Source organism: Amycolatopsis orientalis DSM 40040 = KCTC 9412 (assembly GCF_000478275.1).
Taxonomy (GTDB): Bacteria; Actinomycetota; Actinomycetes; order Mycobacteriales; family Pseudonocardiaceae; genus Amycolatopsis; species Amycolatopsis orientalis.
Genome location: NZ_ASJB01000009.1, coordinates 65,257 through 86,646, shown reverse-complemented (window position 1 = coordinate 86,646; position 21,390 = coordinate 65,257). Strand labels below are relative to the sequence as shown.

The following is a 21,390-nucleotide window of genomic DNA, read 5'->3' as shown; positions in this document are numbered from 1 at the left end:
TCGATTCCACTCAGTGGAAATTGGAGGATTATATGGACCTGGTGATCAAGGCCCCCCGAGCCGTGACGGCCGCCGGCGAGGTGCCCGCGACGATCGGGGTCGAGGGCGGCCGCATCGTCGCGGTGGAACCGGCGGGTGCCGCGCTGGACGGTGATCGGGTACTCGAGCTCGGCGAGGACGTCGTCCTTCTCCCGGGGCTGGTGGACACGCACGTGCACGTCAACGACCCGGGCCGCACCGAGTGGGAGGGGTTCGCTTCGGCGACACGCGCAGCCGCGGCGGGCGGGGTCACCACGATCGTGGACATGCCGCTGAACAGCCTGCCGCCGACGGTCGACGTCGCGGCGCTGGAGGTGAAGCGCAAGACCGCCGAGGGCCGCGTGCACGTCGACGTCGGCTTCTGGGGCGGCGCCATCCCCGGCAACCTGGCGGATCTGCGCGGGCTGCACGAGGCGGGGGTGTTCGGCTTCAAATCCTTCCTGCTGCATTCCGGCGTCGACGAGTTCCCGCCGCTCGACGCGCGCGGGCTCGAAGAGGCGATGACCGAACTGCGGACCTTCGACGGCATGATCATCGTGCACGCGGAGGACTCCGACGCGATCGATCACGCGCCCGACCCGCACGGCGAGAAGTACGACGATTTCCTGCGTTCGCGCCCCCGCGGCGCGGAGAACGTGGCGATCGCCCAGGTCATCGAACTCGCCAGGAAGACCGGCGTGCGCGCGCACATCCTGCATCTGTCCTCTTCGGACGCGTTGCCGATGGTCGAAAGCGCGCGGCGCGACGGCGTCCGGCTGACAGCCGAGACCTGTCCGCACTACCTGAGTTTCACCGCGGAGGAGATCGGCGATGGCGCGACGCAGTTCAAATGCTGTCCGCCGATCCGCGAGGCGGCCAACCGTGAACTGCTGTGGCGGGGGCTCGCGGACGGCGTCATCGACTGCGTGGTGACCGACCACTCGCCGTGCACGCCCGAGCTGAAACGCTTCGACAGCGGTGACTTCGGCCTCGCCTGGGGCGGGATCGCCGGACTGCAGCTCGGCCTGCCCGCGGTCTGGACGCAGGCGCGGCAGCGTGGCTTCGGGCTCACCGACGTCGTCCGCTGGATGGCCGAAAACCCGGCCGCGCAGGCGGGAATGCGCCGCAAGGGGCACTTGGCGACCGGGTACGACGCCGACTTCAGCGTGTTCGCGCCCGACGAGGCGTTCGTCGTCGACGTCGCGAAACTGAAACACCGCAACCCGGTCAGTGCCTACCACGGACGTCCGCTCGCCGGTGTCGTCCGGAGTACGTGGTTGCGGGGCAAGGAGATCACCGGTGACGACCCGGCGGGCGTCCTGCTGGCCCGGGGCGAGTGCTGAGATGGAGGAGAACGTGAACGACCGTCCTGAATGGACAAACAAGCCCGACCTGGCCTCGCGCAAGTTCGGCGGGACCGTGATGTGGGCGACGGACGAGTTGTTCGCCGAGAAGGAGAACCTGGTCAACCCCTGGACGCCCGAGCACCGGGCGGAGACCTTCGGGCCGAAGGGGCAGGTCTACGACGGCTGGGAGACCCGGCGGCACCGTGAGCCCGGTGACGATCAGGCCATCGTCCGGCTCGGCCTGGCGGGCGCGATCGCCGGTGTCATCGTCGACACCGCGTTCTTCAAGGGGAACTACCCGCCGTTCGTCTCGGTCGAGGCTTGCGCCGTCGAGGGCTATCCCAGCGCCGCCGAACTGTCCGAAGTGGACTGGGACGTCCTGGTCAAGCGCGGTCCGGCCGCCGGGCATACGGAGAACTTCTTCGAGATCGGCGGGAGCAAGCGCTACACGCACGTCCGGCTGACCATGCATCCCGACGGCGGGGTGGCCCGGCTGAGGGTGCACGGCACGCCGATCCCGGATCCGCGCCTGCTGGACCTCGGCGCGCTCGATCTCGCGGCACTGGAAAACGGCGCGGTGGTCACCGGGTGCAGCAACATGTTCTATTCGTCGCCCAACAACCTGTTCTCGCCCGGTCTGGCCGCGCATCAGGCCGAAGGCTGGGAGACGGCGCGGCGCCGGGACGACGGGAACGACTGGGTCACCGTGCGGCTCGCCGGCGCGGGCGTCGTCCGGTTCGCCGAACTGGACAACAGCAACCTCAAGGGCAACGCGCCGGGCTGGGCGGCGTTGAGCGGCCGGGACGGCGACGGCGAGTGGGTGGAGTTGCTGCCCAAGACGCGCCTGCAGCCGGACACCCGGCACCGGTTCGCGCTCGCCGAGGGGCCTGAGGTGACCGAGGTGCGTCTCGACATCTATCCCGATGGCGGCATGGCGCGCCTACGGCTCTTCGGCGCCCTGACCGACCGGGGCCGCGCCGACGTCACTTCGCGCTTCGAGGCCTCGCGCCCCTGATGCGTTTCGTCCTCTGGATGCGGTCCTTGCGCGTGCAACTACCGCATCCAGAGGACGAAACGCGGGGTGTCAGGAGCGGGCACCCGGCCGGTTCAGGTACGCGGAGAAGAGCGAGAGGACGATACCGACCGAGAAGATCGCGGTGAGCCACCAAGCGCCGCTGATGGACAGGTTCCACACCAGGGCACCCGCCATGAGCACTGCCATGACGATGTTCCTGAGCTGCAGCGGAGTCGGTTTGGCCATACCGCCACCCTCTCACGCGTAGGGATTTTTCCTGGCGGCGGGCAACCCTCCTGGGTGTGACATGCGTAAGCGATGTGTCAACACTTCACCCACACCCAGGGGGAGATCGAAGTGCAAGCCCAAACCCGAAGAAGCCCGCGGCGGGGTCTCGTGCTGTTCGCCGCGTGTCTGGCCGGGAGCGCCGTGTTCGCCGCTCCCGCGCAGGCGACGACGCCCGAATCCGTGGCGCGCTCGCAGAACAAACCGGTCGAAATGCTCTCGGAACGCACCGAGAACTCGGCCACCTTCGCCAATCCCGACGGTTCCCGCACCACCCAGGTGCACGGCGGCCCGGTCCACGTCCGCCGTGGTGGCGACTGGGTACCGGTCGATCTGACGCTCGAAAAGGGCGCCGACGGCCTTGTCCGGCCGAAGGCGCATCCCAGGGACCTCGTCCTGGCGGGCGCGAGCGGCAAGAGCGGGGACCTCGCCACCGTGCGGAGCCGGGACGGGAAGGTCGCCCTTCAGTATCCGGGCGCGTTGCCGGAACCGGTCCTGACCGGTGAGGTCGCCACCTATCCGGAGGTCCAGCCCGGCGTCGACCTGCAGGTCAAGGCCACGCGAACCGGGTTCGAGCAGTTCTTCGTCGTCAAGCGTCGGCCTGATCGCGCGCTGACGTTCACCCTTCCGCTCCGGGCCACGGGGCTCACGCCGCGCACCGACGCGGACGGGAACACGCAACTCGTCACGGCCTCCGGCGCGGTGGTCGGCAGCGTGCCCGCCGCCGAGATGTGGGACTCGCGGGTCGATCAGCGCAGCGGCGACCCGGCCGCCAAGGTGAAGGTCGGGAAGGCGGTGACCGCCAAGGAACGGGGTACCGTCGGCCTCGACGTGACGCCGGACGCCGGCTACTTCGCCGATCCGGCGCGGTCTTACCCGGTCACCGTCGACCCCGGTGTCTCGGTGTGGACGAACTTCGACACGTTCACGCAGTCGAACATCGTGAGCACCGACCAGTCGGCCGCCACCGAACTCCGCATCGGCACCTATGACGGCGGAGTCACGAAAGCCCGGTCCTACCTGCACTTCGACGTGTCGCGGTTCCGCGGCGCCGAGATCGAATCGGCCACGTTGTCGTTGTGGGGCAACCATTCCTACTCGTGCTCGCCCCGGAACTGGGAGATCTGGGACACCGCGCTGGTCGGCACGGGCACCCGCTGGGCGAACCAGCCGCAGCCCCTCACCCGGTGGGCGACGACGGACGCGACCCGCGGCTACAGCGCGGCCTGCCCGGCCGACTGGGTCCGGACCCCGATCGGGAACCTGATCGGCGCCTGGGCAGGCGCGGGGGTCACGACCGGTTCGATGCTGCTGAAGGCGGAGAACGAGGCGGATTCGTTCGGCTGGAAGAAGTTCTCGTCCAGTGAGGGCGGCAAGTCGCCGTACATCGAGGTCACCTACCGGAACCAGCGGCCGAATCCCGCCGCCGGTCACGACATCTCGGACCGCGTCGACATCGGCGGGGTCACCCACACGAAGTCGCTCACCCCGACGCTGCGCTTCACGCCGACGGACCCTGACGGCGGCAACGTGACCGCGGTCTTCTACGTCTACGAGGGCGAAACGATGATCGCGGACTACTGGGCGTGGGACGTCCCGTCCGGTACCGCGGCGACGTGGACGGTGCCGCCGGGACTGTTGCAGGACAACCACAGCTACCGGTTCCGGGCCACCACGTTCGACCCCGGCGGGGAGTTCGGCGACGACGCGTGGGTCTCGCTGCAAGCGGTGTCGAGCGGGCTCTACGCCGACGTCGCCGCGTGCGGCTGGAACAACGGGACCAAGGTGCAGCAGTGGCCGTCGAACGGCGCGGACTGCCAGAAGTTCTTCCCGTGGGGCACCGGTGACGGCTACTACCAGTTCCGCGCCAAGCATTCCGGGCAGGTGCTGGACAACACCGGCTGCAGTACGGCCAGCGGGAACCCGGTGACCACCTACGACCGGGTGGCGGGCGCGTGTCAGAAGTGGACGATCGAACCGCAGACCGTCGGCACGGGGGTGTACCGGTTCGCCGTCCAGAACGCGGGCAAGCTGCTGGACCAGGGCTGCACCGCCGGCCAGGGGGCGCCGCTGTTCATCTGGGACCGGATCCCCGGTCGCGGTTGCCAGAACTGGCGGATGCCGGTTTCCCCGGCGAACGGCGTCACGGTGCAGTGGCTGCCGTTCACGGTGAGCACCGCGGCGGAGTGACGTCTCAGGGGGCGGACTGGCGTCGTGAGCTGATCACGCCGGTGTTGGCGTGCTCGATCTTGACGCAGCGGTTCATCACGACGTCCAGTCCGGCCTCCTTGGCCTGATCGGCGACGGGCTCGTGCCACAGGCCCAGTTGCAGCCAGAGCGTGCGCGCTCCGGCCTTGACGACCTCCTCGGCGACGCCGGGGAGGTCGTCGTGCTTGCGGAAGACACTGACCAGATCGACCTCGCCGAGCAGTGCCAGCGCGTCCTTGACCGTGCTCCTGGCCCTCGCCGCGAGCGAGGCATGGCCGCCGGTGACGGCGCCGAGGTCGGCTTGGATCGCTTGCTAGAGAGGGAGGGAAACCAAGAGGGGGGCCGGTCTATTTTGAGGGGTAGGGCAAATGTGTCCCCAATGTGCCATTGGAGACCTTGAACGTCTCCAATGGCACATTGGGGACGCCGGCTCCGAAACACGGGCCCGGATCCCGTTCTGAAGGGAACCTTCGAGACGCTCCACGTCCGAAAGGGGGCCTTCAGGACACCGCAGGACACGAAAACCCCACCCGGCCCAGGGCGCACGACCCAGCCATGTTCGCCTTACCTCTCAATATGTCCACGAGCCCGGCGGTGGGATTTCCTGCGGCACCGATACACGACATCGCCCGCCAGCGGACGAAGGTCGTTTCGGAGGACGAAACCGTGCGAAGCCTGGCGAGATCACTCGTCCGGCGGGTCACGGAACTGAGCGACGGCGACACCGCGCTGCGGAGACCGTTGCTCGACCTGACCGAGCAAGGCGTCAGATGCCTGCTCGTACCGGTGACACCGGAGGCACACGACCTGCTCAGCCCGCGTGAGCACGAAGTGGCGCGCATGGTGGGCCGGGGCTATACGAACAAGCAGATCGCCGGCGTGCTGGAAATCAGCCTGAACACGGTTTCCGCGCATATGCGGCGGATCTTCACCAAACTGGGGTCGGTTCCCGCGCCGCGATGGTGGCCGCGTTGACCAAGGAGAACCTCGCCGCCGTTTGAGCGCGCAGGTGACTTGGGCCCGCGTGAGTACATGAAGGACCCCTTCCTTGTGCCTGGCGCAAGGAAGGGGTCCTTCATGTACTGGGCAAGGTGTGAAGGTCGAGTTTCCTCGGCTGAGCCGAGGGAAGGGGGCCTTCACGCGCAGCTGTGGTGACTGCTGGCACTGATGTGCCACATGTGGCGATCATCGAGTCGCGAGCGCCGCGCTTGAGACGTTGGGTTATCCCTCGATAACCGCCATCGCTCACGAGGACTATCCGAGGGCCGCCCGAAGGCGACGGTCCCGTTCCTCCGGAGTCTGCCGCGGGCAGCTGGTGCACTTCGGATTCCCCGCCTCGTAGATCAGGCAGCAGGAAGCGCGGCGCACCACGGTGTTCCGCCCGACCCGGGAGAACCGCGGTTCCGGCATCCCGAGGCCGATCGCGGCCACGAGCGGCCCCGCCAGCGCGACCGCTCGGTCGGTGTCGCCGGTCCACAGCAGGCGGTTGCCGATCGAATCCGTCGCGATCGCGCCCAGCGCCCGCGGATTCGCCCCGGTGACGGCCGCGATGGTGCCGATCGCGGTGCCCAGTGTCCCCGCGAACGCCGCGCCGAGTTCGGCGAGGCCGCCGCGAAGGACGCGGGACGACCGGGCGCCGGTGAAGCGGCCGTCCGGCACGAGGTCGATGGTGACCGCGTCGAGTGACGGGTCCAGTGGTTCGCCGTCGCGCACGAGGGACTCCACCGAGGGGGCGACCAGCACCGAAGACAGCGAGTACCACCAGATCGTGCCGAGTACCTCGGGCCGCGAGCAGCCGTAGAGTTTCGCGGCGCCGCCGATGCGGGCGCTGACCCAGGCGGCGTCGGCGAGCAGGGTCGCGGGTGCCTCCATCAGGGCACCGGCCGGTACAGCGTGACGCTGAACGAGGTGGTGACGTCCACCGATCGGGTGACGGCGTCGAGGCGTTCGCGGCGTCCGTCGCGGTGGAGGTGATGCGCGCTCGGGCCCATCTCGACGACCTGGCGGATCTGCGCGGGCGACAACGTCACCCGCTGGGTGACTTCGCGCCGCTCCACCCTGCTGAAGCGTTCGCCGAGGGTCTCCTCCAGCCGCGCGTCCTTGCCGCCGTCGACGGAGATCACCAGATCGCCGAGTTCACCGAGGTGCCCGGGATTCGGCGTCGCGACGACCAGCAGCCCGTCCGCGGTCAGGACGCGACGGAACTGTGCCGCATTACGAGGTGCGAAGACGTTGAGGACCAGCGAGGCGCTCGAGTTGGCCACCGGCCAGGGCTCCCACAGGTTCCACACGGCCGCGCCCGCGCGCGTGTGCGCGCGAGCGGCCCGGCGCAGGGCGACGGCGGAGACGTCGAGCGCCAGTCCGTACGCGGCGGGGACGGCGTCGAGCACGTGCGCGAGGTAGTACCCCGTACCCGCGCCGGCGTCGATGATCAGCCCGCCCTCGACGTGTTCCGAAGCCACCTTCGCGAGCGCGTCGGCGAGGGGGAGATAGACGCCCGAAGAGAGGAGGTCGACGCGAGCGGCGACCATCGGTGCGGTGTCCGCCGTGCCGGCCGGGATGCGCGCGTGCAGGAGGTTGACGTAACCCTGCTTCGCTACGTCGAACGAGTGACCGTGGGCGCAACGCACCGTGCGGCCGGTTGAGCCGACCGGGGCACCGCAGACCGAGCACCGCAGTGATCGGACGATCTCCGGTGGCAGTGGGTCATTACCGGGGCCGGGCGTGTTCATGGGGATATTCGACCACGACGTTTCGTAACCGGACAGAACGCACCAGGTCTCCGGAAACCTGGACGTAACAACGGCGCACCGACAGTTCACGCGGGTGAAACCTGAATCGCCGTTCGAGGAAACACCGCCGACCAAAAATTCCTGCGCAGTACACCCCAGGCACGGGAGGAAGATTGTGCTGAACGCAGGAGATACGGCATGGGTACTGATCAGCGCCGCGCTGGTCATGCTCATGACACCAGGACTCGCGTTCTTCTATGGCGGTATGGTCCGCGCGAAGAGCGTCCTGAACATGCTGATGATGAACTTCATCGCGCTGGCCGTCGTCGGTGTCCTCTGGACGCTGTACGGCTTCACGATGGCGTTCGGCAACGACGTGGGCGGCGGTCTGCTCGGTAACTTCGACTTCGCCGGTCTCTCGAACATCTCCGGCAAGCTCGCCGGGTTCACCACGGCCGCGACCAGCACCACGCCCGAGGTCGCCTGGCCCGGCGCGGACGCGCTGCCGCTGTTCGCCTTCGTGATGTTCCAGCTGATGTTCGCGATCATCACGCCCGCGCTGATCTCCGGTGCCATCGCCGACCGCGCCAAGTTCTGGGGCTGGACGCTGTTCGTCGCGATCTGGGTGACCATCGTGTACTTCCCGGTCGCGCACTGGGTGTTCTCGTTCAACGGTTTCGTCGGCGCCGACGCGGTCGGCGGCTGGATCGCCAACCAGCTCAAGGCACTCGACTTCGCGGGCGGTACGGCGGTCCACATCAACGCCGGTGCGGCGGGCCTGGCGCTCGCGATCGTGCTCGGGAAGCGCAAGGGCTGGCCCAAGGGCACGGGACGTCCGCACAATGTGCCCTTCGTCCTGCTGGGTGCTTCGCTCCTGTGGTTCGGCTGGTACGGCTTCAACGCCGGTTCGTCGCTGGCCGCCAACGACCTCGCCGCCGTGGCGTTCACCAACACCACCGTCGCCACCGCGGCGGCGGTACTCGGCTGGCTGATCATCGAGCAGATCAAGGTCGGCAAGCCGACCACCCTCGGCGCCGCTTCCGGTGCCGTCGCGGGTCTCGTCGCGATCACCCCTGCCGCCGGGTTCGTGAGCCCGCTGGGCGCCATCGCCATCGGCGTCATCGCCGGCGCTCTCTGCGCACTGGCGATCAGCCTCAAGTTCCGCTTCGGTTTCGACGACTCCCTCGACGTCGTCGGTGTCCACCTCGTCGGTGGTCTCGTCGGTACGCTGCTCATCGGTTTCTTCGGCACCACCAGCGTCAACTCGCTCGGCGTCGACGGCCTCTTCTACGGCGGCGGCCTCGGTCAGCTCGGCAAGCAGGCCGCGGCGGCGGGAGCCGTCCTCGTGTACTCGTTCGTGCTCACCTTCGTCATCGGCTGGGTGATCAAGAAGCTCGGTGGGTTCCGCCTCAGCGCGGAGGACGAGGTCAGTGGTATCGATGAGGCCCAGCACGCGGAGAGCGCGTACGACTTCACCGGTTCGGGCGGCGGCCTCGGCCAGCCGAGCTCGATCCAGGTCAAGGCGCCCACCGGTAACGCGGCCACGAAACTCGAGGAGAGCAAGGCATGAAGCTGATCACCGCGATCGTCAAGCCGTTCACGCTCGACGACGTCCGCTCCGCGCTGGAACAGCTGGGTGTGCTCGGCATGACGGTCAGCGAGGTGCAGGGCTACGGCAGGCAGAAGGGCCACACCGAGGTCTACCGGGGTGCGGAGTACTCCGTGGACTTCGTGGCGAAGCTGAGGCTGGAGGTCGTCACCGACGACTCCAACGTGGAGAAGGTCCTCGAGGCGATCACCACCGCCGCCCACACCGGCAAGATCGGCGACGGGAAGATCTGGGTGACGCCGGTCGAGACGGTCATCCGGGTACGGACCGGCGAACGCGGCTCGGACGCTCTATAGGCGTCACGGATGGCCGACGGGGGTGAGCTGGTCAAGGCCACCGAGCGATTGCTCGAGGGCAGGCACGGGAGGCTGGGGTCGGCCGCGTTGCGGGCGGCCCTGGTCGACCTCTACGAATTCTGGTTGGGCAAGGGCGCCGCGGCGGCCGGCGTCGACACCGCCGATCCCGGTGTCGCGCTGGCCGCTGTCGGCGGCCTGGGGCGCAGTGAACTGGTGCCCTTCTCCGACCTCGACCTGCTGTTGCTGCACAACGGCAACGGCGAGGTCGGCAAGATCGCCGACGCGATCTGGTACCCGTTGTGGGACGCCAAGATCGGCCTCGACCACTCGGTCCGCACGCCGGGTGAGGCGCTGAAGGTGGCGTCCGAGGACCTGCGGACCGCGATGGGACTGCTCGACATCCGGCATATCGCCGGGGACGCCGACATCACCGCCCGACTGGCGGCCGCGGCACGGGACCAGTGGCGGCGGACGGCCAGGAAACGGGTCGGCGAGCTGTCGGACGCGGTGCGTCAGCGCTGGGCCCGCAGTGGCGAGATCGCGCAGTCCGCCGAACCGGATCTCAAGCACGGCCGAGGCGGGCTTCGCGACTTCGCCGTCCTTGAGGCGATGGCCGCGGCGCAGCTGACCGCGAGGCCCGGCGAGGAATTGCTGGCGGCCAAGGGGCTGCTGCTCGACGTCCGGACGGAACTCCGGCGTGAACTGCGCCGGGAGCGGGACATCCTCAGCGCGCCGGAAGCCGAGACGGTGGCCGGTGAACTCGGGTTCGGCGACCGGTTCACCTTGGCGCGCAAGCTTTCCGGCGCGGGACGGACGATCGCCTACGCGGTCGACGTGGCGCTTCGGTCCACTGTGGAACCACCGAAGGCGCGGTTCGGCCGCCGTCCGTCGCGGACACCGCTCGACGAAGGCGTCGTCCTGCACGGGAACGAGGTCGCGCTGGCGCGGGACGCGGTTCCCGCCAAGGATCCGGCGCTGCTGCTGCGGGTCGCCGCGGCGTCGGCCCGGATCCGGAAGCCCATCGCGCACGGGACCCTCCGCGCGCTCGCCGAGACGGCGCCGGAACTGCGCGCGCCGTGGCCCGCCGACGCCCTCAAGGCGCTGGTGGAGCTGCTCGGCGCGGGCGAGGGGCTGATCGACGCCGTCGAGGCGCTCGACCGGACCGGACTGTGGGCGCGGCTGTTCCCCGAATGGGGTTCGGTGCGCGATCTCCCGCCGAGGTCGCCGGTGCATTCGTGGACCGTCGACCGGCATCTCGTGCGGGCCGCGGTGGAGGCGTCGAAACTGACGACCACCGTTTCGCGGCCGGACCTGCTGCTGATCGGCGCGCTGCTGCACGACATCGGCAAGGGCCGAGACGCGGACCATTCCGAACTCGGCGCGAAGATCAGTGCCCAGGTGGCCGCCCGGCTCGGGCTGCCGGAAGCCGATTCGGCGCTGGTGGCGGCGATGGTGCGGCATCACCTGTTGCTGCCGCACACCGCGACGCGGCGGGACATCAGCGATCCGGCCACGATCCAGCGGGTGACGAAGACCCTCGACGACAACCTGGTCCTGCTGGAGCTGCTGCACGCCCTGACGACGGCCGATTCACTGGCCACCGGTCCTGGCGTGTGGACCGACTGGAAGGCCAGGTTGCTCGCCGAACTCGTGTCCGGTTGCGAGGAGGCGTTGCACGGCAAGGGTTTCGTGCCGCCGGAGCCGATGGGCGCCGAACAACGGGAACTCGTCGCCGAGGCCGTGGCTTCCGGCCGTGGCGAGGTACGGATCACCGCCGCGGGCAAGGTCGTGACCGTGGTGCTCGCGGTCCCGGCGCGCGCGGAACTGCTGGCCCCCGCCGCCGGCGTGCTCGCGCTGAACTCCCTGGAGGTCCACGCGGCGGTGCTGCGCGGGCACGACGGGGGACGGGCGGGGGTGTTCACGGCGTCGCCGAAGTTCGGCTCGCTGCCCGACGTCACCTTGCTGCGCGAGCAGTTCGCGCGGGCGGTGGCCGGGACGCTGCCGCTCACGCAGCGGCTCGCGGCGAAGGAACGGGACTACGGCGGGGACGGGACCCCGTCTGCCGGGGCGAAGGTGATCTGGTTCGACGACGAGACCAGCGGGCAGGACACGGTCGTGGTCGAACTGCGGGCCGCGAACCGGATCGGGCTGCTGTACCGGGTCGCGGGCGCGCTGCGGCGGTGTGAGGCCGAGGTGCGCTGGGCGAAGGTGGCCACGCTCGGTGGTGCCGTCGTCGACTCGTTCGCCGTCGCTCCGCGGACAGGCAGGGTCGACCAGGCCTGGCGGTCGAAGATCGAAGCCGCGTTGCTGGCCGCCGCTTCCTGACCTGGCCGCGCGTGAAGGACTCCTTCCCTCGGCTCAGCAGAGGGAAGGAGTCCTTCACGCGCTGGACCGGGGTGTCGCGCGGGTCGCGGAGGGTAGCGGTGGCAGGATGTGCGCCGTCGGGACCGAAGGATCCGGAGGGGTGAGCGCGTGCTGGGACACGAGCAGAACCCGCCGGGACCGCAGCGGCTCACGCTGCCGCCGACAGTCGTCGCCTCTCATCTCCGAAGCTGCGCGGACGACCTCGCCACTTCCCTGACCGCGTCGGGCACCGCCGCGACCGTGCCCGAACTGCTCCAGGTGGTCGAGCACCTCGTCGCCGGGCAGCAGGCGCTGGCCGTCGCGCTCGAAGGCCTGGCGAGCCGGGTCGACGAGGGCGGTGAAGGCACCTTGGCCGCCGCCCGGGAGGTCGACGTCGAGGTCGTCGCGGAAGTACTCCGAGCGGCCGCCACCGCTGTCGGCTGTTCGGCCGACGCGCTCGCCGAAGCGGGCCCGTCATTCGAATGTGTGAGCGAATCAGTGGCCCCTGACACCCGTTTGTAGCTGTTCCGCCGCTTCGGTGCGTGGATACGCTGATCAGGCGGAGGTGGGCCATGAGGGCGGTGTGGAGAGGCACGATCGGATTCGGCACCTACGCCATCCCGGTGAAGGCGTACAGCGCGACCGAAGAGCACAACGTCCCCCTCCACCAGGTGCACGAGCCGGACGGCGGCCGGGTGCGGGTGAAATGGGTCTGCGAGGTCGACGGCGCCGAGGTGCCCCCGGCCGAGATCGCCAAGGGACACCTCCTTCCCGGTGGTGACACCGTTCTGCTGACCAGCCGCGACTTCGCGTCGCTGCTCGCGCCGACCACCCAGTCGATGGACGTCGTCGGATTCACCCCGGCCGAGCAGGTCGACTCGATGTACTTCGCGCGCAGCTACTACCTCGAACCGGAGCCGGCGGGCACCAAGCCGTACGTACTCCTGAGCGAGGCGCTGCAGCAGTCCGGGCGGATCGCGATCGTGAAGGTGACCCTGCGGCAGCGCGAGACGCTGGGCGCGCTCCGCGTGCGGGATCAGGTGATCGTGCTCGAGACGATGCTGTGGCCGGACGAGATCCGGCGGCCCGACTTCCCGTTCCTCCACGAAGACGTCGACCTGCGGCGCGGGGAACTGCGGAACGCGGTCTCGCTCATCGAGGATCTCACCCAGGACTTCGAACCCGGGCGCTACACCGACCGCTACCGGGAGGCGCTGGAAGCGCTCATCCAGGCCAAGCTGGACGGTGACGACGTCCTCCAGCCCACCGCCGCCGAACAGGCCGAGGGCGTGACGCGGTTGCTGGCGGCGCTGCAGCAGAGTGCGGTCGAGGCCGACCGTGCTCCGGTCGGGAAGGCCAAGGAAGCGGCAGGTAAGGCGCGAGAGGCGCGTACGCGGGCGAAGAAGGCTTCGTCGTCGGCCAAATCACGCGCCAAGACCAGTTGAGTAGTTCTACCCAGGGAGAGTTGGGGGTCTTCACGCTGCCGTGACCCCATGGTGACCGGGCATGGTTATGCCATCGCGCGGCGAGCGCGCGGGGATACGAATCGCCTGGTACTGGGGGTCCGGCGAGCCGATTTCCCGCGAACCTCGCCAAGTGTGCTCACGGTCGGCTCGCGGGGAGGCGAGCCTTCCGTAGGGGCTCCGATACCGGCTTGCGAGGGGCGGCCGGTCTCGGAGCCCTTCTTTGCCGGAAGCCTGCTTCAGAGTCGTTTGGCGGCGCGGAACGCCTTGGCGTAGGTGCCTTCGCCGTCGATCAGCGACACGCCACCGGCGTCACCGAACGTCGGCCCGTTGGCGACCTTGCGGCTGGACAGCACCCGCCGCCTCCCGTCGCCGTCGATGCCGAGGTAGATCCCGGTGTGCGACACCTGCGGCCCGAGATTCGGCTCCAGATTGAAGAAGAGGATGTCACCGGGCTGCAGCGCCGAGTAGTCCCTGGCCTGCTTCTTGGTGTCCGCGATCACTTGCGTCCCGGGACCGAGTTCGGACATCGCCCAGGCGCGTCGCGGTAGTCCCGGCCCCTTCGTGTTGCTGCCGAGCATCGGGTAGCCCGCGCGGTAGCCGTAGACCATCCGCACGAAACCGGAGCAGTCGAGCGAACCGAACCGTGCCGGTTCCGCCTTTTCGTGCTTGTCGGGGAAATCCCAGTCGACGCCGAGGTAGTCGTAGAAGTCCGACTTCTCAAGCCGTCCTTCGGCGCTGTCGGGACCGAAGCTGGCGTCGCCCCCTATCCGGAGCTTCTTGGCCATCTGAGGCGCCGAGCCGTCGGTGTACTGGAGTGCGATGGCGAGAAGGTCCGGCGAGGTGTCGCCGACGGCCTTGGGCAGCCAGTCGCGGAACCACGGTTCCTTCTCCGCGCCCTCTTTCCATGCCTGCGGCGCGAACCGGATCCAGGCCGACGAGGTGACCGTGACCGTGGTGAACTTCGGTTCGGTGAAGGTCCGGCTCCGGCCGGTCAGCATGACCGTGCGCGAGCCGTCGGTGAAGGACGCCAGCTGGGTTCCGGCGGAATCGCGCACGATGGTCCGGCCGGGGGCGGCGAGCCGCTCGTACGAATATTCGCCGGTCGCCGCGGCACCCGGCGTGACCAAGGACGCCGACATGGCGGTGATGTCCTGCTTTTCCTGCGTCGCGACGTAGACCGCGGCGGTTCCGGACACGCCGATGACCGCGGCCAGTACGCCGATCCGGATCGCCCTGCGCATCGCTGACCTCACACTTCGGGGACCAGCCCGACCAGCACTCCGCTGATCAGGATCGCGTAACAGCCGAGGCTCACCCCTCCGGTGGCGAGGACGGTCGCCGCCGGGGGTTGCCGGACCAGCTGGTAGGCCACCAGGCCGGGCACCACAAAACCCAGGGTCTGGTGCACGAACAACAGCGGGAAGTCGGCCTGGAGGAAGAGCAGCAAGGTCGTCTGCAGCACGACGCCGAGCAGCACGACCGCGGCGAACAGTCTTTTGCCGTACAGGATCACCACGCGCTGCAGGACTTTCGTGCCCGCGTAGGTCAGCGCGGTCATCAGCACGATGATCGCCGCCCGCCGGAAGTCCTCGACGATGGTCAAGGCGATCCAGCCGGGGGTGATCATGCCGCCGGGTGACAGGTTCGTGGTCAGGTAGCAGACCAGCGACAACAGCAGCCCGATGGCGAGACCGATGGTGGCGACCTCGGGAGAGAGGGACGTGGTGAGCATCAGGAGGCGACCGCTTCCAGTTTGGCGAGTTCGTCGATGAGGAGTTCGCCTTGACCGTGGATGTTGCCGATGGCGACCAGCGACGCCTGCCGGTCGATACCGCCGACGATCTTGCGCAGCAGCTCCTCGGGTGGCCGTGAGCCACCGAGGTCGAGGACCCGGTCCTGCCATTCGCTCGGGATCGCGTTCCGCGCGCTGCGCGTCGGGTCGCCGATCAGCACCACCCGTTCCGGGGCGATCCGCGGGATCAGCGCGCCCATCTGACCGTTGCGCTCGACCCGGTCGGGGCGGCAGTTGATGATCACGTGGAGCGGATCGGCGATCGCGCCCTGCGCGCGGAGCTGGTCGATGTTCATCAGTGTCGATTCGGGGTCGTTCGCGGCGAAGACGTTCGCGAAGCGGAGCCTCCGCCGTCCCGCGCGGTAGTGGTGGACCTGGAGGACGCCGGGGTCCGGCGGTGCGGCCCACATGCCTTCGAGCGCCAGCCGCCGGTTGACCTTGAGCAGGTCGGCGACGGCCAGCGCGATGGCGACGTTCTCCTTGAACGTGATCCAGCTGAACCCGCGCATCTCCTCGTCGGTGACGGTTTCGGGGTCGACGGCGATCAGACGGCAGTTCCGCTTGTCCGCCTCTTCCTGGAGGATCGCCAGCCGGTCCTTCTCCGCGGTGAGGCAGATCCCGCCGATCGGCATCGAGCGGCTCAGCGAGCGCGCCACGTCGTCCAGCGTCGGGCCCATCTCGGCGAGGTGGTCCTCGCGGACGTTGCAGAGCACGCCGATGGTGGACCGGATCAGCTTGCTCTGGTTGATCTCCTGGAGGTCCGGCATCACGGCCATGCACTCGATCACCAGCGCGTCCGGCCGGTACGCGGCGGCGCGGCGCACGATGCCGATCTGCTCGACGACGTTGGCGATGCCGAACTTGCGGTAGACTGGCTCTTCGCTGCCGTCGGGGTGGATGAACCGGGCCGCGGTGCCGGTGGTCTTCGCGGTCGTCACCAGCCCGCCGCCGCGGAGCGCGCCCGCGCAGAGCCGGGTGATCGACGACTTCCCGCGGATGCCGTTGACCAGCACCCGAGTCGGGATGCTGTGCAGGTTCCGGTAGTGATTGCGTTGCTCGGCGATCCCGGCGGCCAGCATCGCCGCCGACGCGGTGAGCAGCACGAGGTAAAGGAACGTCACTTCGGGCTCCGGCCCCGTTCGGCCAGGTGTGGTTGCCGGCCTTCGCCCGGCCCCCGCTGCCGCCGTGGGGCCCGTGGCTGTTCCGGCCGGGGTTCGTCGCGGGCGACCCGGGGGACGACGGGGCGCGACCGCGCCGGACGACGGGGCGCGACCCGGGGTTCCGGCCGCCGTTCGGTCTCGGGCGCGTCCTTCACCCGCTGGAGCAGCGCCGTCTCGTCGGTCGCCGCGCCGGCCGGACGGCGGACCTCGCCGAGGCGGGCCTTGCCCTCGGTCAATGCCTGGCGGCAGATCTCGACGCAGGAGGCGATACTGCCGATCTCGTCCTGGCGCTGCGGATAGACCACGGCACCCATCCCGACGCCCTTGGCGATCGGCACGGCGGATTCCGCGACGCGGCGCAGCGGCCGGATGACGACGAGCAGATGCCAGGCGAACAACATCAGCGCGACGACGGCGGTGAGGAGCGCGGCCACGCGGGCCCCCGCCCGCACGGTGTTGTCCGCGACGCCGAGCGAGCCGATCGGCTGCTCGGCGACGACGACCCACTTCAGCTCGGCCACGCTGCCCTCGTCGGCGAGGCGCTCCGCCGCGACCAGGGTCGTCGGCGTCGTTTCGCGGGCGTCTTCACCGGTCTGCGCGGTGGTGACGTTCTTGACCAGGACGGGGTCGGTGAGCTGAGAGAAGGCGAAGTAGCCCTCGGTGTCGGCGATGGTGCGCTTGCCCTCGTCGACCACGCGGACCCGGCCGCCCGCCGAGCCGAGCATCGAAGCCATCCGCGGCACGTCGTATTCGCCGACCAGGACCTGTGCCGAATCCGGCAGACGCGTGAAGGCGTAGACCACGGGCACCCGGCCACTGGTGTTGTGCTGGCGCAGGCCCGCGCCGTCGGGCAGCTTGCCCGGATCGCGCAGTGCCTCACGCCCCGCGGACTGGAGCACTCCGCCGTCGGCGTCGGTCAGATAGACGCTGCGGAACCGGCTTTCGTTCATGGCGAGCTGCTCGAGCATGCCGCGTAGCTGCTCCGGTTGTTTACCCGCGCTGAGCCTCGCGACGGCCCGCAGGTCGCCGAGGCCCTGGGAGAGGCTTCGGCGCAGAGTGTCGGCGGAGTGCGTGACGCGGCCGTTGTACTCGCTCAGCACGGTAGGCGAGACGGCGGCGTTCTGGCGGCCGAGGGTCGCGGCGATGGTGACCGACCAGCCGAGCAGCGCCAAGGAAACGAGCGCGACGACGGCCTGTGCGGAGATGAACGGCTTGACCTTGGCGCCGATCTTGCGCCGCCTGAGCTTCGACCGGTATCGCTCGACGGCGCGGGTCAGCCGGTTCACCTCGTGGACGCGGGATTGGCGGACCGGCCGGTCGAGCACCCCCGCCGCGACAGCGAGCGCGTCGGCGCGCAGGCGCAGGATCGGCGCGACGACCGTGCGCCGCAGCAGCACGAAACCGCCGATGGCGAGAACCAGCAGCGCGGCCGCCGGGATCAGGCCCGGCCGTCGCGCGGGTACCGGTTCGACCGGGAAACGGCTGATGGTGACGGCGGTCAGCCCGAGACTGCCCGCGGTGCCGTCGGAGGTGATGGGGGCGAAGGACACGACCGGCGCGATCCGCCGGTCCGGTTCGGCAGGCTCGGCCGTGGCGTCACCGGTGAAGGCGCCCGACTCCCCGGCTGCCCCGGCGGCGGCGGCGCGGGTGAGGAGCTCCTGTGCCGTCCGGTCGTTCTCGGGTACTTCGGCGCCGTAGGAATAAAGCAGGGCACCGTCCGGGGTGACCAGCCGGATCTGCTGTTTGGCCTCCTTGTCGAGCTCCGGCTGGACTCCGCGCAGCGCGGTCGAGACGACGAGGAGTTTGCCGGCGCGGGCACCGGTGAGCGGGAGCGCCGTGAGGACGAGCGGGGAGTCGCCGGGCCGGGCGATCGGGCGGACCGTGAGGTTGGAGACGGCGACGTCGCGGAGGTTCTCGACGGCCACCGGTTCGCCGTGCGTGGCCAGGACCTTCCGGGCGGCGGGGTCGAAGACGACGATGCCGCGCCAGTCCGGGTAGGTCTCGCCGAGGCGGTTGAGGACGGCGTCGTCATCGGCGTTGTCGAACACCCCGGAACCGGTGCTGACCTGCAGATCGCCGGCGGCGGTGGTGGCGGAGGTGGCCAGCGCCTGCGCGAGGGCGACGGTCGCGCGCCGCTGGCCCTCGGTGACCTCGTCCGGGACGAGGTCACCGGATTTCCCGCCGATCGCCGAAAGCGGACCGGAGGTGGACAGATAAAGGGCGGTGAAGGCGGTGATCAGCAACAGCAGGACGAAACCCGTGGCGGACGCCACTCCCACGCCACGCGGAAAGCCCGCCTCGGGGATCTGGTCGCGAAGCCGCGCCACCGAGTCGAGCTGGTCCTTCTGCCGATTCACCTGGCCCCCAGGCCTTTCAGTTCGAAGATCGGGGGTGATCGCGGCCCTGGTCGGCCACTAGCGCAACCCGCACCCAATCGGGTTACACGCGGATATCAAATTTGCCCTCAGTGACGTTACAACTCACCTCAAAGGGGCCAAAGCGCGGATAAGGCTACCTATTCGGGTGAGCCAGTAGGCTTCGGGTGGTGATCAGCCGCAAGCAAATGTTGCTGAGTGTGACCGGTATCGCCGTCGCACTGGCCTTGGTGTTGACCTTCGTGCTGATCCTTGGTGACGACGAGTCACCCAAGCCCGTCCCGGCGCCGGACGGGAGCCTGCGTTCCCTGATCGCCGGGTTCACCTCGGAGCTGTCCGCCGAGCAGGACTACCGTTCGCCGAAAGCCGACGAACGTCGGGAAGCGGCGGCCGGTTTCACCACCCTGCTGGACGCCGGGCGCACGACGCCGTCCGATCTCGAGAAGCTCGGGTTTTCGGTGCGGGACGGGGTGGACGCGGACACCGGGCGGCCGTACACGATCGCGACGAACGAGCCCGGCACCGAGCGGACCTGGGGGATGTACCTGATCGACCGCTCCGCGCCGCCGTCACTGGTCATCGAGGTTCCGCACCCGGCGTCGGACCTGCGGACGGAGTTGTTCGGCCTCGACTACTTCCAGCGGGTGCCGGGCGCGGTCCTGCTGATCGCGGGCGCGCACCGGAAGGCCGACGACGGGCACGCCGACGTCGCGCACGAAGTGGACTCCGTGTTCCACGTCGTGGCGGCGTCCCTCGCCGGACGCGGGATGACACAGGTACAGCTGCACGGCTTCGACGACCAGAACATGCCGGACGACGACATCGTGCTGTCGTCGGGCATGTCGGCGGCCGGGGATCCCGTCCGGCGCGCGGCGGACCGGCTCGCCGACGGCGGATTCTCCGTTTGCCGGGCGTGGGTTTCGTCGTGCGGTGCGCTGGAAGGGATGAAGAACGTCCAGGGCAAGGCCGCGGCCGAGGAAGGCACGGCCTTCTTGCACGTGGAGATGAGCCGTACCGTCCGCGAGTCCGGCACCGCCCGCGCCGACGTGATCCGGGCCTTCACCGAAGCCGACCTCCGCAAGCCCTGAGCCGCGGGCGGCCGCAACCGCGTCAAACGCCTGCCCCGCACACCGACTACCCTGGGAAGCCGCCGGTCCGTACCGGCACGCCACAACGACCCAGCTGGAGCGTGCACACCCGTGTTCGACACCCTCTCCGATCGGCTCACGTCCGCCCTGCAGACCCTGTCGCGCAAGGGCAGGCTCTCCGACGCCGACATCGACGCCACCGCGCGTGAGATCCGGATCGCGCTGCTCGAGGCGGACGTCGCGCTGTCGGTGGTCAAGGACTTCATCGCCCGGATCAAGGAGCGCGCCAAGGGCGCCGAGGTGCACGGCGCGCTGAACCCGGCGCAGCAGGTCATCAAGATCGTCAACGAGGAACTCGTCACCATCCTCGGCGGCGAGACCAGGCGGCTCACGTTCGCGAAGAACCCGCCGACGGTCATCATGCTCGCGGGTCTGCAGGGTGCCGGTAAGACCACCCTCGCCGGCAAGCTCGCGCTGTGGCTGAAGAAGCAGGGCCACGCGCCGCTGCTGGTCGCCTGTGACCTCCAGCGCCCCAACGCCGTCACGCAGCTGCAGGTGGTCGGCGAGCGCGCGGGCGTCACCACGTTCGCGCCCGAACCCGGCAACGGCGTCGGCGACCCGGTCGACGTGGCCCGCCGTGCCATCGACGAGGCCAAGCGCGCCCAGCACGACATCGTCCTCGTCGACACCGCCGGCCGTCTCGGTGTCGACGAAGAGCTGATGAAGCAGGCCGCGGACATCCGCGACGCCGTGACGCCGGACGAGACGCTGTTCGTCGTCGACGCGATGATCGGTCAGGACGCGGTCACCACGGCCGAGGCGTTCCGCGACGGCGTCGGATTCACCGGCGTCGTGCTCACCAAGCTCGACGGTGACGCCCGCGGTGGTGCCGCGCTGTCGGTCCGCCAGGTCACCGGCCAGCCGATCCTGTTCGCGTCGAACGGTGAGAAGCTCGAGGACTTCGACCTCTTCCACCCGGACCGGATGGCCAGCCGGATCCTCGGCATGGGTGACGTGCTCAGCCTCATCGAGCAGGCCGAACAGCATTTCGACCAGGAGAAGGCCGAGCAGACCGCGGCCAAGCTCGGCAGCGGCCAGCTCACCCTGGAGGACTTCCTCGAGCAGATGCTCGCGGTCCGCAAGATGGGCCCGATCGGCAACCTGCTCGGCATGCTGCCCGGCGCCGGGCAGATGAAGGACCAGCTCGCGCAGGTCGACGACAAGCACCTCGACAAGCTGCAGGCGATCATCCGCGGGATGACCCCCGCCGAACGCGACGACCCGAAGATGATCAACGCTTCGCGCCGCCTGCGGATCGCGAAGGGGTCCGGCGTCGCCGTCCGCGACGTCAACGACCTGGTCAACCGGTTCTTCGAAGCGCGCAAGATGATGGCGCAGATGGCGGGCCGCTTCGGCTTCGGCGGCGGAGGCGGCGGCAGCAAGAACCGCAAGGGCAAGAAGGGGAAGAAGGGCAAGGGGCGCGGCCCGACGCAGCCCAAGATCCGCGGCGGGTTCCCCGGTGGCATGCCGATGCTGCCCCCGGGCGGGATGCCCGGTGGCCCTGGCGGCGGGATGCCGGACCTCTCCCAGCTCGGCGGGATGAACGACGTACCCGGCTTCGACCCCAAGAAGTTCAAGTTCCCGAAGGACAAGTAGC

18 protein-coding genes and 1 pseudogene are annotated in these 21,390 nt (G+C 69.4%); 11 read left to right on the top strand and 8 right to left on the bottom strand.

Going from position 1 to position 21,390, the window contains the following annotated elements; all coding sequences use genetic code 11:
• Positions 1 to 32 precede the first annotated feature (32 nt).
• Together allB and alc are read left to right on the top strand one after the other, a co-directional pair.
• Positions 33 to 1,361: an allantoinase AllB gene (gene allB, locus L324_RS01675; protein ID WP_037303525.1), complete on the top strand. Its 1,329-nt coding sequence runs from the start codon at positions 33 to 35 to the stop codon at positions 1,359 to 1,361.
• Position 1,362: 1 nt separating this feature from the next.
• On the top strand, positions 1,363 to 2,379 hold the full coding sequence (gene alc, locus L324_RS01670) for an allantoicase (protein ID WP_037303524.1): 1,017 nt from the start codon (positions 1,363 to 1,365) through the stop codon (positions 2,377 to 2,379).
• Positions 2,380 to 2,448: 69 nt separating this feature from the next.
• Here alc and L324_RS43025 read toward each other — a convergent pair whose 3' ends face one another.
• Complete coding sequence (locus L324_RS43025) at positions 2,449 to 2,625, bottom strand: hypothetical protein (RefSeq protein ID WP_162835848.1); 177 nt, start codon at positions 2,623 to 2,625, stop codon at positions 2,449 to 2,451.
• Positions 2,626 to 2,736: 111 nt separating this feature from the next.
• Here L324_RS43025 and L324_RS01665 point away from each other — a divergent pair, with 111 nt between their 5' ends.
• Positions 2,737 to 4,854, top strand: a complete 2,118-nt coding sequence (locus L324_RS01665; protein ID WP_161780814.1) for an RICIN domain-containing protein — start codon at positions 2,737 to 2,739, stop codon at positions 4,852 to 4,854.
• A gap of 4 nt (positions 4,855 to 4,858) precedes the next feature.
• On the opposite strand, the pseudogene L324_RS41240 reads toward L324_RS01665, so the two are convergent.
• Positions 4,859 to 5,089 (bottom strand): annotated as a pseudogene (locus L324_RS41240) (CoA-binding protein); the annotation flags it as partial.
• A 359-nt stretch (positions 5,090 to 5,448) separates the two neighbouring features.
• On the opposite strand from L324_RS41240, the gene L324_RS01655 reads away from it, so the two are divergent.
• Complete coding sequence (locus tag L324_RS01655; protein ID WP_235783379.1) at positions 5,449 to 5,847, top strand: response regulator transcription factor; 399 nt, start codon at positions 5,449 to 5,451, stop codon at positions 5,845 to 5,847.
• A gap of 279 nt (positions 5,848 to 6,126) precedes the next feature.
• Here the strand turns inward: L324_RS01655 and L324_RS01650 are convergent, their stop codons facing one another.
• Both L324_RS01650 and L324_RS01645 read right to left on the bottom strand, forming a co-directional pair.
• Positions 6,127 to 6,744: a (2Fe-2S)-binding protein gene (locus tag L324_RS01650; protein ID WP_037303522.1), complete on the bottom strand. Its 618-nt coding sequence runs from the start codon at positions 6,742 to 6,744 to the stop codon at positions 6,127 to 6,129.
• Complete coding sequence (locus L324_RS01645) at positions 6,744 to 7,604, bottom strand: putative RNA methyltransferase (protein ID WP_037303521.1); 861 nt, start codon at positions 7,602 to 7,604, stop codon at positions 6,744 to 6,746. The genes L324_RS01650 and L324_RS01645 overlap by 1 nt, the downstream gene beginning before the upstream one ends.
• A 175-nt stretch (positions 7,605 to 7,779) precedes the next feature.
• Here L324_RS01645 and L324_RS01640 point away from each other — a divergent pair, with 175 nt between their 5' ends.
• The 5 genes from L324_RS01640 to ku all read left to right on the top strand — a co-directional run bounded on the left by L324_RS01640 (position 7,780) and on the right by ku (position 13,297).
• A complete protein-coding gene (locus tag L324_RS01640; protein ID WP_037303520.1) occupies positions 7,780 to 9,174 on the top strand; it encodes an ammonium transporter in 1,395 nt (464 codons plus the stop codon).
• Positions 9,171 to 9,509 carry a P-II family nitrogen regulator gene (locus tag L324_RS01635; protein ID WP_037303519.1) on the top strand — a complete coding sequence of 113 codons (339 nt, stop codon included), beginning with the start codon at positions 9,171 to 9,173 and terminating at the stop codon, positions 9,507 to 9,509. Before L324_RS01640 ends, L324_RS01635 begins: the two co-directional genes overlap by 4 nt.
• Positions 9,510 to 9,518: 9 nt before the next feature.
• Positions 9,519 to 11,834 carry a [protein-PII] uridylyltransferase gene (locus L324_RS01630; RefSeq protein WP_037303518.1) on the top strand — a complete coding sequence of 772 codons (2,316 nt, stop codon included), beginning with the start codon at positions 9,519 to 9,521 and terminating at the stop codon, positions 11,832 to 11,834.
• A 147-nt stretch (positions 11,835 to 11,981) separates the two neighbouring features.
• Positions 11,982 to 12,374: a hypothetical protein gene (locus L324_RS01625; RefSeq protein ID WP_051173562.1), complete on the top strand. Its 393-nt coding sequence runs from the start codon at positions 11,982 to 11,984 to the stop codon at positions 12,372 to 12,374.
• A 50-nt stretch (positions 12,375 to 12,424) separates the two neighbouring features.
• Positions 12,425 to 13,297, top strand: coding sequence for a non-homologous end joining protein Ku (gene ku, locus L324_RS01620; protein ID WP_037303517.1), 873 nt, complete (start codon positions 12,425 to 12,427; stop codon positions 13,295 to 13,297).
• 257 nt (positions 13,298 to 13,554) lie between these two features.
• Here the strand turns inward: ku and L324_RS01615 are convergent, their stop codons facing one another.
• Genes L324_RS01615 through L324_RS01600 form a run of 4 tightly spaced genes read right to left on the bottom strand, consistent with a single transcriptional unit; the run spans position 13,555 to position 18,627 of the window.
• Positions 13,555 to 14,559, bottom strand: a complete 1,005-nt coding sequence (locus L324_RS01615; RefSeq protein WP_037303516.1) for an NlpC/P60 family protein — start codon at positions 14,557 to 14,559, stop codon at positions 13,555 to 13,557.
• Between the two features lie 8 nt (positions 14,560 to 14,567).
• A complete protein-coding gene (locus L324_RS01610; RefSeq protein ID WP_037303515.1) occupies positions 14,568 to 15,050 on the bottom strand; it encodes a poly-gamma-glutamate biosynthesis protein PgsC/CapC in 483 nt (160 codons plus the stop codon).
• Positions 15,050 to 16,231, bottom strand: coding sequence for a poly-gamma-glutamate synthase PgsB (gene pgsB, locus L324_RS01605; RefSeq protein WP_037303514.1), 1,182 nt, complete (start codon positions 16,229 to 16,231; stop codon positions 15,050 to 15,052). Before pgsB ends, L324_RS01610 begins: the two co-directional genes overlap by 1 nt.
• A complete protein-coding gene (locus L324_RS01600; RefSeq protein WP_037303513.1) occupies positions 16,228 to 18,627 on the bottom strand; it encodes a HAMP domain-containing protein in 2,400 nt (799 codons plus the stop codon). The genes pgsB and L324_RS01600 overlap by 4 nt, the downstream gene beginning before the upstream one ends.
• A gap of 188 nt (positions 18,628 to 18,815) precedes the next feature.
• Here L324_RS01600 and L324_RS01595 point away from each other — a divergent pair, with 188 nt between their 5' ends.
• Together L324_RS01595 and ffh are read left to right on the top strand one after the other, a co-directional pair.
• The gene (locus L324_RS01595) at positions 18,816 to 19,733 is read left to right on the top strand and encodes a hypothetical protein (RefSeq protein ID WP_235783378.1); all 918 of its coding nucleotides are present in this window, start codon (positions 18,816 to 18,818) and stop codon (positions 19,731 to 19,733) included.
• A gap of 111 nt (positions 19,734 to 19,844) precedes the next feature.
• Positions 19,845 to 21,389, top strand: a complete 1,545-nt coding sequence (gene ffh, locus L324_RS01590; RefSeq protein ID WP_037303512.1) for a signal recognition particle protein — start codon at positions 19,845 to 19,847, stop codon at positions 21,387 to 21,389.
• Position 21,390 lies beyond the last annotated feature (1 nt).

Coding starts and splice junctions, on each gene's coding strand:
- L324_RS01650 (WP_037303522.1), bottom strand. CDS start 6,744: ATGGAGGCACCCGCGACCCTGCTCGCCGACGCCGCCTGGGTCAGCGCC.
- alc (WP_037303524.1), top strand. CDS start 1,363: ATGGAGGAGAACGTGAACGACCGTCCTGAATGGACAAACAAGCCCGAC.
- L324_RS01610 (WP_037303515.1), bottom strand. CDS start 15,050: ATGCTCACCACGTCCCTCTCTCCCGAGGTCGCCACCATCGGTCTCGCC.
- L324_RS01635 (WP_037303519.1), top strand. CDS start 9,171: ATGAAGCTGATCACCGCGATCGTCAAGCCGTTCACGCTCGACGACGTC.
- L324_RS43025 (WP_162835848.1), bottom strand. CDS start 2,625: ATGGCCAAACCGACTCCGCTGCAGCTCAGGAACATCGTCATGGCAGTG.
- ku (WP_037303517.1), top strand. CDS start 12,425: ATGAGGGCGGTGTGGAGAGGCACGATCGGATTCGGCACCTACGCCATC.
- allB (WP_037303525.1), top strand. CDS start 33: ATGGACCTGGTGATCAAGGCCCCCCGAGCCGTGACGGCCGCCGGCGAG.
- L324_RS01615 (WP_037303516.1), bottom strand. CDS start 14,559: ATGCGCAGGGCGATCCGGATCGGCGTACTGGCCGCGGTCATCGGCGTG.
- L324_RS01630 (WP_037303518.1), top strand. CDS start 9,519: ATGGCCGACGGGGGTGAGCTGGTCAAGGCCACCGAGCGATTGCTCGAG.
- L324_RS01655 (WP_235783379.1), top strand. CDS start 5,449: ATGTCCACGAGCCCGGCGGTGGGATTTCCTGCGGCACCGATACACGAC.
- L324_RS01645 (WP_037303521.1), bottom strand. CDS start 7,604: ATGAACACGCCCGGCCCCGGTAATGACCCACTGCCACCGGAGATCGTC.